Below are 12,935 nucleotides of genomic sequence, written 5' to 3'. Positions count from 1 at the left end.
AAAAAAATCGACCTCAAGTTTCGATAAGCTTCAGAGAATCTGAAGCTTATCCACTTTCTGACCTTCGACCTGTCTCAATTTTGCCAATTCAGTTTTGATTTCTTCAATCGACAATTCTCCTCCGCCGTAATTTTCGGAAATGGATTTTAAGATAGGTTGTAGTCTGGAAGCTTCTTCTTTTGAGACAGAGACCCCAGATTGCATTAGAATTTCATAAATTGCCGATTTCCCGGATTGGCTTGTGAATGCGATCCTATCTCCTTCCGGTCTTCCGATCAGGTTGGCGTCGAAAGCTCGATATGCTCCTTTTTTCATGTCTTTTGTTTTGGAAACTCCGTCTTGGTGAATTCCACTTCTATGAGCAACTACGTCCTCTCCAATCAAAGGTGCTTTTTCGGGTATAGGGACTCCAGACATTCTGGATACAATCCGAGATGTTTCGTAAATTGTCTGAAGGTCCAAATCCACTTTGACACCGCAATTATGAAGAGCGATTGCAACCTCGTAAGTATTTGTGTTTCCTGCTCTTTCACCCAAACCGTTTAATGCGGTTTCCAATTGGGTGGCCCCTGCAAAGAAGCTTTCGACAGTAGTCGCTGTTGCCATTCCCAAATCGTTATGAGTGTGGACCGAAATTTTACTTCCTTGAGGTAATGACTCTGCAACTTTTCGGACCATGGCCACGAATAAGTAAGGTCTGTATCTTTCCACAGTATTGGGAAGATTGACTACATCCGCACCTGCGTCCAAGGCTGCCTGAAATGCTTCCACTGCAAAATCCATATTCTCTAGAGAATCACCGAAATGTTCTCCCGAAAATTGAACTTCTCCGTAATTTCCTGCTAATTTTCGTGCATAAGAAACGGATCGTATTATATTTTCTTTAACTTCCTTTTCGGAAATTCCCAATACGTTTCGAATCGTAAAATCACTGATAGGATAAACGATATGGATTCTAGGTCGAGGAGCTTGTCGGATTGCTTCCCAAGAAAGATCTATCTCTTTCTCCACAGCTCTAGAAAGACTGGAGATCGCGACATTCTCCGGAGCCAAAGAGGCAAGATAGGAGCAAGCTTCGAAGTCTTGTTTGCTTGCAGAAGCGAAACCGACTTCTATTCCCTGTACTCCTAATTTTAGAAGTCTTTTAAATATGATTTCTTTTTCTTCCAGGTTCCAAGGTTTACGTAAAGCTTGATTACCGTCTCTTAAAGTAACATCCATAAAGAATGGAGAAACAGGAGGAGTTTTCAAACCCTGACCGGGTATGATCATCTCTTGAATGGAAGGATATTGTGTCGCTACATCAGCGTTTGATTTTTGTTCCATGGATACTCTCTTTTTCCGGTCTCAAGAGCGAGAGATTTTGCCGGGAAAGAGGCCCTGATACAAAAAAACCCGCTCAAGAGAAGCGGGTTTTTGCACGCGCAATATTTCCGTCCTCTCAACTCCAAAGAAGGAGTAAGAGGAGACCGAGCAAATTAGCTTGGAAAAAATTCTGCGCCATACGTTATGATTTTAGACTCGGCAAATTGAAAAAGAAAGTCAAGTAGAAAAGAAAAAAAGTCAGTTCTCTTCTTCTTTTTTAAGAAAACTCCAGATCCCGCCTTGCTCGAATTGTTTCTCTTCCAACAACTGTTTCAGTTGAAGATATTCTTTTTTGACCTGGTCTGGGATACCTACGATCTCTAATTTTCGGAAAGTTTCTCTGGCTTCCTCGAAACGATTGGTTCTAACATAACAAATTGCTAATGCATATAGAGTAGGGGAATCGGACAGCTCCGATTCAGACAGATCTTTGAGTAGATCTAAGGCACGATCGAATTTAGAAGCGCCTGTATAAACGGCGGCCAGATTTTTTTTAGCAAATACATCCGTATCATCCAGTTCCAATGCCTTGGAAAGATGGAATTCTGCTTTAGGCTTATCCTTTTTGCGAGCGAATAGAACTCCAAGTCCTACCCAGGCTTGCACATGTGCGGGTTCCAGGCCGATACATTCTTGCAATGCGGATTCTGCCGGGACCATCTCGCCTAATTGAGAGAGGCACATCCCTAAATGAAAGAATGCATTAGGATTATTCGGTTCCGACTCTGTCCAAGAAATTAGGACGGACTTAGCGGAATTCGAGTCCCCTTTTTTCAGATAATCCAATGCGGTTTTCAGTCTTGGATCCATTCTTTTTCCATTTCTTTTCTTCCTTATGGATACGACTATCTTTTTCCTCTTTGGTTTCCCTATTACAATGTTGGGTAGAAGCTTTCCATTCCCATTCGGCGTTAATCTTAAGCCATTCCTTATCGATCTGGTATTTCTCCATAAGAGTATCCAGTAAGCGAACATCTTCCCAATCGTCTGCATTCACAAAATGATTGGATTCCTTCATAAATTCTTTTTTCCAACGGGAAACAAATATATCCAAATGATCTTCTTTAAAATCTTCTAGACTGTCTTCTGAGTTTGCACATTCATTGATTAGGAATTCTACATGTTTTTTTCTGATCTTTGCTTCAGCAGTTTCCGTAACTCTCTGATATGTTACGTAGATTGTTCCTAAAATTAAAGTGGTTTCGAAAGCAAATGGAACAGGAGTGATTGCGGCAATTGCAAGAACTCCTCCTAATTTTCTAATAATAGAACTGCTGTCTTTTTTGAGTTCCGATTTGTATAAGGAAACTTCCTTAATTCTTTCAGTATATTTTTGCTTTTGAGGACCTATAAATTCCGAGTCGAATTTTTCCAGGTCAGTAAATGCATCTTTATATTTTGTTTTAAGACTTAGGTCTGTTCTATAAACGTTACCTTCTTCATTCGTATAAAAAAGAGAATATTGATGCTCCCTTGAGATCAAAGACTTATCACCTCTTGGAAAGGAAGAGCAAGAATAGATCGATAATAGAATAAGGATCTGTATTCGTTTAGAAAATCCGAACTGGAGTTTCGTTTTGGAAAATATTAGAAGTATATAATGGTTTATGGATAAGGATCGCATATTAGGCCTTCCCGATAGGTCTTGGCACTTATTTAATATCTAACCCGGGCCTCGAGTCGGACATATGAAATAAATTTCTATTTATCGTTTTGTTTGAAACCTTTGTCAATTTGTATTCGTCCAACCGTGATTTTAGCTGGACAGGAATTCTTTCCGGGGTTTCATAGAAGTGTCGGACATACTATGAATTCATTTGATAAATATTATACGATATTTTTTGTTTCTATCTTCTCTTTCCTTTTATCCTGTTCCGGAGCGGAAAAGAAAAATCCAGAAGTTCAGTTGCCTTCTTCCGGAGAACAAAGATCCGAAATGCCCGTCTTAGTCCAATTCGAGGATGATTTGGAATATGATGTAAAAACTTTGATGGCCACTTTTGCAACAGGAACGGAAGGCAAAGACAGAAGGCTTGATAGAGAATACGCCAGGTTTCCCATCTTAGTCGGAACGGGCGCCAGATCCAAAGAACTAGAATTAGAGGGTGCAGTCACCAGAAGAGTTTCCTGGACTAAATCCGAAAGAAAAGAAGTGCTCATCAGTATCGAAGGAAACAAGCTAACTCATAATTGCGGCCTGGGAATTACAGATAAATCTTTAGCAGCATCCAGCACTGGCAAAAAGCCATTTAGATCCGTTCGCTTATATTTCCAAAGCACAGGGGAAAGGGATACACCTCGTACAGGATTTGCCTGGGTATTAGGGTTTGGAACTTACTTGCTCTACCCATTGATCTATACCGGATTTGTGGTCGAAAAAATGGATTGTGGATTGGTTCTAGAAGGTTAGATCATAATTTTGCTTTTCGAATTCGTCTAATAGCAAGAATATAACAGAAAGGAAGAAGAATATGCCTTATATGGCTGTCGGATCTCGACAAATTTTATATTCCGATTCTTCGGCGCCTGCATTAGTAGGAGACCAACCCAGAGAAGTAGCTTCCGTTTCGGACAATGCAATCGTGCAGCCACAAACGGTAGTTATTCCTCCTGGCGGATTGCCTCCTCATTTGGGACAGTTCCTCGATTCCACAGTTTAAGGATATAGATGTACAGACTTCTTTTTTCCGTTTTACTCCAGTCCTTGGTAGTAGTTTTCGTTTTTCCCCTCATTGATTCGGGCTTTCGTGTCAGCAATCATGTTTGGGACGTAGTGGTAATCGTCCTATTCTTCGGTTTTTTAAATTTTGTTTTAAGATGGTTTCTAGTTTTGGTAACCCTCGGAGTCGGATACCTGGTCTATCTTTTAACTTTGGGAATTGCAGGACTTGTGGTAAATGCGATCGTGCTATTCTGGATCGCAAATATTTTCCCTGATAAAATATTCGTTCCCGGTTTTTGGGCCGCTTTCTGGGGAGGAGCCATTCTGACTTTAGCAAACTATGTAGCCAAAAGAGAAAGTAAGGAAGAATATTCCAGATCAGAACGAAAAAATAAAAGATCTCATTAAATTTTCCGAATGATTCGAGAAATCCAAGCAATTTTTAAAAATGATCCTGCAGCTCGGGGAATGGAATTTTTACTCTATCCTGGGTTACATTCCATTCTGATGCATAAGTATATTGCATATCCTTTATATAAGATAAGATTAAAGTTCTTAGCTCGATTTATCTCCCAGTTCAATCGTTTTTTGACAGGAATAGAAATCCATCCTGGAGCAAAGATCGGCAGTGGGTTATTCATAGACCACGGAATGGGGATCGTAATTGGCGGAACTGCGGAAATCGGAGATGATTGTATCCTATTCCATGGAGTCACCCTGGGCGGAACAGGAAATCATCAAGGAAAACGTCATCCGACTGTGGGGAATAATGTGCTCATAGGTGCAAGAGCTACAGTATTGGGTCCTGTTCACGTGGGCAATAATGTAAAGATAGGTGCAGAAGCGGTGGTCATAGACCATGATATCCCGGATAATTGTACGGTAGTGGGCGCCCCTGGTAAGATTGTAAGATTAAAAGGGAAGAAGGTAAAGATCTCCCTTAAGAAGACAAAAATAGTTTAATTTTTTATAATGCTTTTTAATTCAGAAAGCATCTCTTCTTCTAATTCGTTAAAATATTTGGGGTCATGAGTCATCACATAAAATTGTGAATTCCCTTGAAATAATTTCAAAAATAGTTCCGCTTTTTTTCTGGAATCAAAGTTTGAGGGAAGTGTTAGAGCCTTCTTATTCTTTTCAAAATAATTTTCCAGACAAGAGATCCAGGATCCTAATACGGACGAACTTCTCTCGGCTAGATCCGGCTCCGGTCTATCTAAACTTCCCATAAATCGAGCGAGAGGACATCCGAAATATTTTCCGGACTTGACCTGCTTTTTTAAAAGAGCCATCCATCTATGCACGAACTCTTCGGGAGTTTCGGATTTTTCCATCAATCTCTCCCAGCCTTTTTGAAAATCCTTACCCTGTCTTTCTAAGTATTCTTTTCCTAAATCTTCCTTAGTTTGAAAGTATCTATAAAAACTGGCCTTATGTGATTCAGATTCATCGATCACCTGGTTAATCGAGGTTCCAGCATATCCTTGGGAATACATCAGACGGACTGCCGTGGATGCTATCCTTTCGAAGGGACCTTCTCCCGAGACTAGTTCAGGTTTTCGTTTGTTCATCGGACTAAAATAAAATGATAGACTAACTGGTCTATCCTATTTTTATGAGGACGATTTGATGATAGACTGATTGGTCTATCGGAGGAAGGCCATGCAACAATTGCTATTTTCTAAAAGAAATCGAGTAGAATGGGAGGAAGTCCTGGATCCTAAACTTTCCGGACCGAACCAGGCCTTGGTTCGTCCCTTGGCGGTAGCCAGATGCGATCTGGATCTTCCTATTTTAAGAGGGCAGACATTATTCCGTCCTCCTTTTCCTTTAGGCCATGAGTTTGTAGGAGAAATTATAGAAACAAGTGAAGAATTATCTTCCCTCTTCCCCAAAGGAATGCGTGTGGCGGTTCCTTTTCAAATTTCCTGTGGGCATTGTGCGAATTGTGAAACCGGACTAACTAAAAGTTGCAGCACTGTTCCCCATACAAGTGCTTACGGAATGGGAAAAGGTGCCAAGGAATTCGGTGGGGCGATCTCCGATTCCGTTTTGGTTCCTTATGCAAAAGAGATGTTGATCCCATTTTCTAATAAGACCGATCCTGCTGCGATCGCAAGCATTAGCGATAATATTGTAGAAGCTTGGAAGCTTGTGGGGATGCACCTCAAACAAAACAAAAATAGATCCGTGCTAGTGTTAGGAGGTTTTGCTTCTAGTATTGGATTATATACTGCCGCTCTTGCAAAACATATGGGCGCCGCGGAACTAGTATACATGGACACAGACAAAAAACGTTTACAGATCGCGGAATCCTACGGAGTGAAAGTGGAGCAGGTGACTTCTTTTCCCAAAAGTTTCGGTAAGTTTGATATTATTGCAGATGCAAATGGAACTGCGGAAGGTTGGGACTGTGGTCTTAGGTCTCTCGGAATAGAAGGAGAATTCGGATCCGCTTCTATTTTCTGGACCAATAGTATCCCAATTCCTTATTTAGAATTATATAATAATGGCGCTACCATTCGTTTGGGAAGAGTTCGGTCCAGAGAATGGATCCCTGAAATTTTGAGATTAGTAGAAGAAGAAGGTTTTGATCCTTCTAAGGTTACCACACGTAAGGCATCTTGGTCGGAAGCGGCGGATGCTTTCTTGGAAGAGGAGACTAAGTTGATCGTTGTGAGATGAAGTACATTGGATTTGAAGGACGAGGAGACTCGTCCTTGTTTTTTTTAAAACTTGACAATATAGTATTCCCTTAGTTTTATCTTAGCCTCCTGCTTAGATTATGAAAAAAGTCACTTTTTTTATCGTTATACTTTCCTTAAGCGTCTTGAGCTGCGCCACATTTCAAAAAGAAAATCGTATTCTTACGAACTACTTAGATGAAAAAGTAGATCCCCGATCGGTTCCCTCTAAAATAGCCCTGGCTCCCATATTCATTCCGGTAGGATTAACTTCACTTGTGTTAGACACTTTCATAATTCATCCAATTTCGGTTATCCCAGATGCGTTAAACGATACTTATAAGGTTGTTTGGAAGGATCCTTCGGGCGGGGTAGTTTTCCAAACGGCAATCTTTCTTCCAAAAGTAGCGGTTAGCCCAATTGTTTTTTTAGCCTCTTTTCTAGGTAGAAGCGGATTTGATATATGAGAAGGCCTAGATTTTATCTTAAATCGATTGCAGTTTTTTTGATATTTGTTTTGGGATTTTCCAATTGCGCTGTATTCAACAGGAATAATACTCCTTTAGTTATTAAGGTGGAGGAAAATTTAGTCCCTGAGGAAACAGGTTATAAAATTCTGGCCGCTCCAGTATATATACCTCTTGGTCTGGTCGCCGTTATTTTGGATTTAATTATAGTTCATCCTATTATAAGGATACCTGATGCATTCAACGATACCGTTAAACTTTTGTGGACTCCTAGAGATGCAGGTTATGTGACAAGAATGGGATTTCTTCCGATTTCAACTGCCATGACTCCGGTCGTATTTATCCTGGACTTGTTTGCTAGAAGTTCCTTCGATATTAACGGGAATACCGATTATTATCAGTCTCCGGCCCCGAAGAGGACCGTAAATAAAGCTTTAGAATCTGGAGATAGCACAAAAATTTTAAAATTATTAGAATCGTTTGATTATGCCTGGCCTCCCGATTTGTGCCAAAAGATAATCGAAAAATTTCCTGCGGACCGGGAGATAGTAAAGTTATCTTTATATAATATACTTTATAGTATATCCAGTGAGGATGAGCCAAGATACGTTTCTTATTTAAATAATTTTTTAAATTGGGACCTGAAAGTGGACAAGGCTCTTGGTGAGTATTTCATAAGGTCCAATTCTTTAGCCGGAATTTCGGCTATGGTTTCTATCCTTGCTTCTAAAAAAGTCTCCAAAGAAACCGAAGACATCTATATAAATACAGTTTTGCAATCCGGACGAGTAGATCAGGTCTTGGAATTGGTGAATTTATATCTAAAGACTCCAGATAAAAGAAAGAAAATTATTTATCTATTGGAAAGTAAGAACATTAATTACAAACTTAGTAACGGCGAATACGAAGATGGGGAGTTTGTTGTTTTATTAAATAAAGATCCTCGGATAGATAATATCATATTGCATCATTATATTTGGTTCAAGTCTTCTAAAGCTAGTGAGGTTATAACTAAATTGGTAGTCTCCGGAAAAATTCCGAAGGCAAGTGTGAATAATTATATTATTACTATTTTGAGAATGGGAGTGGAAAAAGACGTCCGGGCAATTGTGCAAAAATTTCCCAGATTGAAGGAAATGGATGTCTGGGAGCGAGATTCGATTGAATTGGATCAAAAACTTCCTATAGACCTAAAATAATCCCCTAAGAGTCCATCCACTTCTGCAAAGGAAGCATATCCTTTAGTTAAGATACCTCTATCTAGACCATCTGAAAACACCAAACAAGGAAACCCGGTTACACCTAAAATATACCCGTAATTGAAATCATTCCTAGTTTCCAAGAGAGTTTCTTCTCTATCATACAATTCTTTGAATTCATCCAAGGGCAAAGAAAGTTCGAAAGCGATCTCTGCGTATGTTTCAAAACGATTCGGGTCCTTTCCTTTGGAGTGAAAACCTTCCAGTAACTTATCTAAAAAGGAAAAAGATAAAGTTGGATCGATCCTTTGTGCTGTGATGACTGCCCTGGAACCAGGTTCCGAATCATATTTTACATTTCGATTTTGAAGTATATCATAATGGAAATTTCTTTTAGAGATCCGTTCTACTTCTTTCCAGAGGTATTTTAGTTTTTCGGTGACTTCTTCCGAAAATGTTTCTACTTCGGGTCCGTATTTTAATCCACCAAGCACTAATGTGAATTCTATCTTTTCGGAGTATTTTTCTCTAATCTTTTCAAAAATAGGGGAGAAACCGTAACACCAGGCACAGACCGGATCGGCTACGTATAGGATGGAATGTTTGGTGTCCGGGCGTTTGAATTCTAGGCTCACAGATTACAGAGATAATTCTTCTTTTATCTTTTCCAACAAAAAAAGGCGGGAACATGTCCCGCCTTCCTTTCCTTTTCAAATAGGGAGGATTCTTTTTAGATTTCGTTCGGGTGTTTGACGTAGTAGAGTGATAGCCATACTACCCCGAAAAGTACCCCCGCGTAAGCTAGGATCGCAGTTGCGATGTCAATCATAGGAAGAACTGCTGCTATAGGCGTAACTTTAGTCGCAGTAATCTTCGTAGCTTCACCAAGAATTAGGAAAAGACCTCCCAATCCGATTAGGTGATAGCGATTCATCGCATCCTTGGATACTCGGGCAAACCGGGCAAACACAGGAACAGCCAAAAGCGCTAATGCGAAGATGGTCACTGTATCCATGTTCATACCTCCTTAAGGTACTAGGTTAGACCGATGAGGGGGGATGAACATTTCACAAGATTGGAAAAATTATTTTAAAAAAATATCATGTAATATAACGAGTGGTTTATTACATGATTAGAGTTATAGTTCTTAAGGGTTAAATCATATTTTTATTTTATTTATCACGAAAGGGATAGTTTTTATAATTGGAATCATGTTAATATTTAGAATATTATAATACTTTAATTAATGAGTCATTTTTTGTTTAACCGAAGAAGGCCCGCTGTGGGGAATGGTCAGGGGTAGGGGGCCTTCTTCTTATTTGATGGATATTATACTTATAATTTTGGGTTTAGATGGGGCTGATCTATCTAAAGAAACGTAAAAATAGAGGTTTAAGATTCATCGAATCGTAATCAAAAAGAAAGATTTTTTTTGGACCGGGAAACGGCGGTCCGTATGTTCGTGATTGAGTGGACGTATTATCGTACTATCTAGAAACCTACGAAGCCTGTAGAAAGGCCTTTTTATCCTACAAGAAACAGTTAAAATCCAAGTTTGCTCGTTTCGACCATGAATGTCTGGAGATCCCAAAGGGCGGGGGAGAATTGGATGTTTATTATTTAGGAGAAAAGAAAAAACCAGCAAAACGTTTGGTCATCATGAGCTCTGGTATTCATGGGGTAGAGGGATTTGCAGGTTCTGCGTTCCAACGCAGATGGATTGAAGAATTTCTACTGGATGATAAAAGCACTTATAAACTTCCGAAAAATTCGGACTTTCTCATTTTGCATGGGATCAATGCTCATGGTTTCAAAAATTTCCTGAGAGTGAATGAAAAGAACGTAGATCTGAATCGTAACTTCGCTTTAAAAAGGGAAAAACTTCACAAAAAGTTCAAAAATAAAAAGTACAGAAAGATCCAAAGTTTCTTAAATCCCGGTTCTGAGTTCGGCAATTTTTTCTTCGAGTATGTATTCTTCATTATCCGATTTTTGGGAGTTGTAATCCGTTTCGGTGCCAAGTATGTTTTGGATGCAGCTGTAAACGGTCAGTATGAATTCCCCAAGGGCATCTATTACGGCGGTAGAAAGCCGGAACCTGTGGTCCGGGTTCTAAGAAAATATTTTAAAAAGGTGTTAAAACCTTATGATCGTATTTTGATTTTGGACTTTCACACAGGTTATGGAGAAAAAAACGGGATCAGTCTCATGCAAAATGCAGAGAAAGGTTCTAGAGAAGATAAAAATTTAAAAAAGGTATTCGGTGATTTCGGTCTTCTTTTAAACGAAGGAGAGGAGGACTTTTATAGGACCTCCGGAGATTTTACGGACTTCTTCGGTAAAATTTTAGCAAAAGAAAAGGATCTATTCCCGATCACTGTCGAGCTGGGAACTTTCGGAAATCTGAATGTGATGGGTGCAATCCGAGGAAGTTTCTTAATGATCAGCGAGAACCGTATTAGATTTTACGGTTCCAAATCCGAATCGGAAGCGGATAAGGTGCGAGAAGAATTTAAACAAATGTTCTATCCAAACCGGGAAGACTGGAGGCTTGCCGCCATGGATCATGTTTTTGGAATTGTTCCGGAAGCGATCACTAGGTTTTCTAAGTTATAAATTTAATTAGCTGATCGGATCCAATTACAGATAGCGAGCAACAAATCCTAAACTCTATCCACGATCAACAGAGTAACATCGTCTTCGAAATCGGATCTATGACAATAGGTCCTACATTCTTTGATCAAAGTTTCCGCTGCTTCCGCAGAATGTGTCTGAGAATGGTTCCGGACCGCCAGACTTAGCAAGTCTTCGCTGTATCTTCTGGTCCTATCTGTATTAGAATGTTCTGTAAGTCCATCCGTATATAAAACCAATCTGTCTTGTGGTTGGAAAGAAGTTACATATTCTTCAAAGAATAAGTCGGGGATCACTCCGACTAGTTTTCCTTTTGTTTCTAAATGTAGGGAACTTCCTTCCGATTTTCGATACAAGATCGGAGGGTTATGACCGGCATTGGTATAGGACAATGTATTTGTACCTGTATGGATGATCCCGTAAAATGCGGTTAGGAAATTCCCTGCTAATTTATTATATAGTGCATAGTTGAGCGCGGTGAAAAATTTAGAGGGACTACTTAATGTTTCTGAATCGAAAGTGCTTACAACAGTATGAATGACTGTGGCAACTACAGAGGCGGAAAGACCATGACCGGAAACGTCGGCGATCAAGACTGCGCTACGATTCTCGTCTAATTTTAGAATATTATAAAAATCACCACCTACATTATCGTACGGAATATGTTGTACTCCGAATTCCAAACCTCCTACATAAGGAAGGCTAGAAGGAAGGATCTTATGCATTACTTCTCTGGCACGTTTTAACTCTCTATCCGTATCCAAAACTTTGTGAAATAGGTTCGCGTTTTTGATGGTGACACTGAGTCTGTTTGCAATTGCGCCCAACATTTCTAGATCTGCATGCGTGAATGCAAATCCGGAATACTTATTATTTACGCTGATGACTCCTAATAATTCTCCTCGGAATAATAGTGGAGCGGAGATGAGTGAATTTGCTTCGAATTTGTATTTAGCGCTCTTATCATATCTTGGATCCTCGTCCAAATTTTGGATAAGTAGACTTTGTTTCTCTTTTGCGACCCAACCTGAAATTCCTTCTCCGTAAGGGACCTGTATATTATGGATTGCTTCTTCTGGGATTCCTCTGGCTGCGAGCACTCTTAAGACTTCCAAAGTCGGATCTGCAATATAAATGGTTCCCGCCTTTGCTTCTAAGAATTCGAGTACCTTGTCCAAGAGCCAATTTCCCAATTCATGGATACTTTTTTCTGCGACTGTTAATTTTTCGAATTCGTAAAGTAGTCGGAGTTCCAACACTCTCTTTTTAAGAGTTTCATGTGCTTGTGCATTTTTAATTGCGATTGCAGCCATTTCGGAAAGTGAATTAAGAACCTCTACATCCGAAGCTTCGAAACTTCTGTTGTCCGATTTGTTCAGAATTTCAAGGGTTCCGATTACCTTGTCCGCAATGTATAAAGGAACACATGCAAGAGATCTGGTCCTAAATCCCGTTTTTTGATCCAAGGCAGGATTAAATCTTGGGTCAGTGTATGCATCTTCAAGTATGATTGCTTTTTTCTCTTTCGCTACCCAACCTGCGATACCCTGTCCAGGTTCCAGCCTTGCATATTTTTGGACGATCTCACCTTTTTCACCCAAGGCAACTTCGCAGTACAAAAATCCGTCCTTCTCCTCTAAAAGAAATAGGGAGCTTGCTTCCGCCTCCAACAGATCTTTGGAATACAACATGATCAATGGGAGAAGTTGATATAGGTCTAAATTTGCATTTAGGATCGTACTCGTATTCAGTAGACTTTTGTATTTTCTGGTTTCCGAGTCAATAGTGGACATAGATGGGGCAAGACTCTCATGGATCGGCGAGTAAGTCAACGGATTGTCGTTTTCTGTCGGAACAAAATGTGAGAAAGGTCGTTTTTGGAGGAACTCTCGCCCTTTTTTTCGGTCGGATATATGAGTCAGAC

Annotated in this window: 15 protein-coding genes; 8 read left to right on the top strand and 7 right to left on the bottom strand. The window is 39.9% G+C overall.

Annotation, left to right across the window (positions count from 1 at the left end):
• Positions 1–30: 30 nt before the first annotated feature.
• The 3 genes from leuA2 to CH365_RS17515 form a co-directional block, all read right to left on the bottom strand.
• Positions 31–1,272 (bottom strand): 2-isopropylmalate synthase LeuA2, encoded by a 1,242-nt coding sequence (gene leuA2 / locus CH365_RS17525; protein ID WP_244283275.1) that lies wholly within the window; start codon positions 1,270–1,272, stop codon positions 31–33.
• Positions 1,273–1,563: 291 nt separating this feature from the next.
• On the bottom strand, positions 1,564–2,175 hold the full coding sequence (locus CH365_RS17520; protein WP_208861235.1) for a tetratricopeptide repeat protein: 612 nt from the start codon (positions 2,173–2,175) through the stop codon (positions 1,564–1,566).
• Entirely contained in the window at positions 2,114–2,989 is an 876-nt protein-coding gene (locus CH365_RS17515; protein ID WP_244283269.1) for a hypothetical protein, read from the bottom strand. Before CH365_RS17515 ends, CH365_RS17520 begins: the two co-directional genes overlap by 62 nt.
• A 183-nt stretch (positions 2,990–3,172) precedes the next feature.
• On the opposite strand from CH365_RS17515, the gene CH365_RS17510 reads away from it, so the two are divergent.
• The 4 genes from CH365_RS17510 (at position 3,173) to epsC (ending at position 4,990) form a co-directional block, all read left to right on the top strand.
• Positions 3,173–3,775: a hypothetical protein gene (locus tag CH365_RS17510; protein ID WP_100769851.1), complete on the top strand. Its 603-nt coding sequence runs from the start codon at positions 3,173–3,175 to the stop codon at positions 3,773–3,775.
• A 61-nt stretch (positions 3,776–3,836) separates the two neighbouring features.
• On the top strand, positions 3,837–4,025 hold the full coding sequence (locus tag CH365_RS17505; RefSeq protein ID WP_100769830.1) for a hypothetical protein: 189 nt from the start codon (positions 3,837–3,839) through the stop codon (positions 4,023–4,025).
• An 8-nt stretch (positions 4,026–4,033) separates the two neighbouring features.
• Positions 4,034–4,435, top strand: coding sequence for a phage holin family protein (locus CH365_RS17500; RefSeq protein WP_100769829.1), 402 nt, complete (start codon positions 4,034–4,036; stop codon positions 4,433–4,435).
• Positions 4,436–4,444: 9 nt separating this feature from the next.
• Positions 4,445–4,990 (top strand): serine O-acetyltransferase EpsC, encoded by a 546-nt coding sequence (gene epsC, locus CH365_RS17495; protein WP_100769828.1) that lies wholly within the window; start codon positions 4,445–4,447, stop codon positions 4,988–4,990.
• Here epsC and CH365_RS17490 read toward each other — a convergent pair.
• A complete protein-coding gene (locus CH365_RS17490) occupies positions 4,987–5,598 on the bottom strand; it encodes a TetR/AcrR family transcriptional regulator (RefSeq protein ID WP_100769827.1) in 612 nt (203 codons plus the stop codon). The two genes, epsC and CH365_RS17490, sit on opposite strands and share 4 nt — an antisense overlap.
• A gap of 91 nt (positions 5,599–5,689) precedes the next feature.
• On the opposite strand from CH365_RS17490, the gene CH365_RS17485 reads away from it, so the two are divergent.
• The 3 genes from CH365_RS17485 to CH365_RS17475 all read left to right on the top strand — a co-directional run bounded on the left by CH365_RS17485 (position 5,690) and on the right by CH365_RS17475 (position 8,377).
• Positions 5,690–6,712 carry a zinc-dependent alcohol dehydrogenase gene (locus CH365_RS17485; RefSeq protein ID WP_100769826.1) on the top strand — a complete coding sequence of 341 codons (1,023 nt, stop codon included), beginning with the start codon at positions 5,690–5,692 and terminating at the stop codon, positions 6,710–6,712.
• Positions 6,713–6,812: 100 nt separating this feature from the next.
• On the top strand, positions 6,813–7,178 hold the full coding sequence (locus CH365_RS17480; RefSeq protein ID WP_100769825.1) for a hypothetical protein: 366 nt from the start codon (positions 6,813–6,815) through the stop codon (positions 7,176–7,178).
• Entirely contained in the window at positions 7,175–8,377 is a 1,203-nt protein-coding gene (locus CH365_RS17475) for a hypothetical protein (RefSeq protein WP_100769824.1), read from the top strand. The genes CH365_RS17480 and CH365_RS17475 overlap by 4 nt, the downstream gene beginning before the upstream one ends.
• On the opposite strand, the gene CH365_RS17470 is transcribed toward CH365_RS17475, so the two are convergent.
• Both CH365_RS17470 and CH365_RS17465 read right to left on the bottom strand, forming a co-directional pair.
• Entirely contained in the window at positions 8,350–9,012 is a 663-nt protein-coding gene (locus CH365_RS17470) for a DsbA family protein (RefSeq protein ID WP_100769823.1), read from the bottom strand. The two genes, CH365_RS17475 and CH365_RS17470, sit on opposite strands and share 28 nt — an antisense overlap.
• Positions 9,013–9,107: 95 nt before the next feature.
• Positions 9,108–9,392 (bottom strand): LIC10816 family protein, encoded by a 285-nt coding sequence (locus CH365_RS17465; protein ID WP_086448304.1) that lies wholly within the window; start codon positions 9,390–9,392, stop codon positions 9,108–9,110.
• A 455-nt stretch (positions 9,393–9,847) separates the two neighbouring features.
• Here CH365_RS17465 and CH365_RS17460 point away from each other — a divergent pair, with 455 nt between their 5' ends.
• Positions 9,848–10,993, top strand: coding sequence for a M14 family metallopeptidase (locus tag CH365_RS17460; protein ID WP_100769822.1), 1,146 nt, complete (start codon positions 9,848–9,850; stop codon positions 10,991–10,993).
• 47 nt (positions 10,994–11,040) lie between these two features.
• Here the strand turns inward: CH365_RS17460 and CH365_RS17455 are convergent, their stop codons facing one another.
• Entirely contained in the window at positions 11,041–12,804 is a 1,764-nt protein-coding gene (locus CH365_RS17455) for a GAF domain-containing SpoIIE family protein phosphatase (RefSeq protein ID WP_100769821.1), read from the bottom strand.
• Positions 12,805–12,935 lie beyond the last annotated feature (131 nt).

Origin of the sequence: Leptospira neocaledonica, from assembly GCF_002812205.1 — a bacterium.
GTDB classification, from domain to species: Bacteria; Spirochaetota; Leptospiria; order Leptospirales; family Leptospiraceae; genus Leptospira_B; species Leptospira_B neocaledonica.
Note: the sequence above shows the minus strand (reverse complement) of the source record. Positions and strands in the feature narration are given on the sequence as shown.

Excerpts from the sequence above, each read along its gene's own strand:
- leuA2 (WP_244283275.1), bottom strand. The coding sequence starts at position 1,272 with ATGATCATACCCGGTCAGGGTTTGAAAACTCCTCCTGTTTCTCCATTC.
- CH365_RS17520 (WP_208861235.1), bottom strand. The coding sequence starts at position 2,175 with ATGGATCCAAGACTGAAAACCGCATTGGATTATCTGAAAAAAGGGGAC.
- CH365_RS17515 (WP_244283269.1), bottom strand. The coding sequence starts at position 2,989 with ATGCGATCCTTATCCATAAACCATTATATACTTCTAATATTTTCCAAA.
- CH365_RS17510 (WP_100769851.1), top strand. The coding sequence starts at position 3,173 with ATGAATTCATTTGATAAATATTATACGATATTTTTTGTTTCTATCTTC.
- CH365_RS17505 (WP_100769830.1), top strand. The coding sequence starts at position 3,837 with ATGCCTTATATGGCTGTCGGATCTCGACAAATTTTATATTCCGATTCT.
- CH365_RS17500 (WP_100769829.1), top strand. The coding sequence starts at position 4,034 with ATGTACAGACTTCTTTTTTCCGTTTTACTCCAGTCCTTGGTAGTAGTT.
- epsC (WP_100769828.1), top strand. The coding sequence starts at position 4,445 with ATGATTCGAGAAATCCAAGCAATTTTTAAAAATGATCCTGCAGCTCGG.
- CH365_RS17490 (WP_100769827.1), bottom strand. The coding sequence starts at position 5,598 with ATGAACAAACGAAAACCTGAACTAGTCTCGGGAGAAGGTCCCTTCGAA.
- CH365_RS17485 (WP_100769826.1), top strand. The coding sequence starts at position 5,690 with ATGCAACAATTGCTATTTTCTAAAAGAAATCGAGTAGAATGGGAGGAA.
- CH365_RS17480 (WP_100769825.1), top strand. The coding sequence starts at position 6,813 with ATGAAAAAAGTCACTTTTTTTATCGTTATACTTTCCTTAAGCGTCTTG.
- CH365_RS17475 (WP_100769824.1), top strand. The coding sequence starts at position 7,175 with ATGAGAAGGCCTAGATTTTATCTTAAATCGATTGCAGTTTTTTTGATA.
- CH365_RS17465 (WP_086448304.1), bottom strand. The coding sequence starts at position 9,392 with ATGGATACAGTGACCATCTTCGCATTAGCGCTTTTGGCTGTTCCTGTG.
- CH365_RS17455 (WP_100769821.1), bottom strand. The coding sequence starts at position 12,804 with ATGTCCACTATTGACTCGGAAACCAGAAAATACAAAAGTCTACTGAAT.